This window comes from Hoylesella timonensis S9-PR14, assembly GCF_000762405.1.
GTDB classification, from domain to species: Bacteria; Bacteroidota; Bacteroidia; order Bacteroidales; family Bacteroidaceae; genus Prevotella; species Prevotella timonensis_A.
Genome location: NZ_JRPQ01000199.1, coordinates 1 through 625, shown reverse-complemented (window position 1 = coordinate 625; position 625 = coordinate 1). Strand labels below are relative to the sequence as shown.

Sequence of the window (625 nt, the reverse complement as noted above, 5' to 3'; positions counted from 1 at the left end):
TATTCCTTTTGGGGCTTCGCCCCGCCTTTGCCCGTAACGTCAATTGCTGTATAATATCTTGGACTATCATTCTGTATTGGCTTCGCAACTCCTTAGCTTGTAACCATGGCTGCTGCACAAAGTCCAGAACTTTCATCCTATTGCGGCTTCTTGCGTACTAACCGAGAAATATCATGACCGATCATTTTTTTAATAACGAAAAAGCATAAGAAAAAAAGACAGTATTGCAAAAAATATTTCACGGAAAAACATTCCGTTCTATCTAAAAAGACGAAAAGCATCGTTACAATCTCTCTCTTTTGATGAAGGGTAGGATAGGGGTTGCACCTCATTTCTTTTCGCTTTTATCGCCAAAATGCCTGCGCTCCTTTGGTTTCTTTTTATCACACGCACATTTTCGTGTTTTCTGTTGCTTTCGTTGTTATTTTCATTTGTGCTGTTTTCAACAACAAGATACATCATTTCAAAATAAACGAGCGGTGGCACCACGATGGTGAATCTGCCCTCACAATTAGGTATGACTGGTTTGCACGCCGCAAAGACGGGCTGAAAGCCCAATCGGAATATAGCCCAGGGTAACACCCTGGGTATGGATATTCCAGCATACTGGCGCGCTGTAAGCGCA

1 protein-coding gene is annotated in these 625 nt (G+C 42.2%); it reads right to left on the bottom strand.

The window, feature by feature from the left end; all coding sequences use genetic code 11:
* Positions 1–258: 258 nt before the first annotated feature.
* Positions 259–625, bottom strand: a 367-nt coding sequence (locus HMPREF9304_RS15040; RefSeq protein ID WP_036929326.1) for a hypothetical protein, incomplete at its 5' end; no start/stop codon positions are given.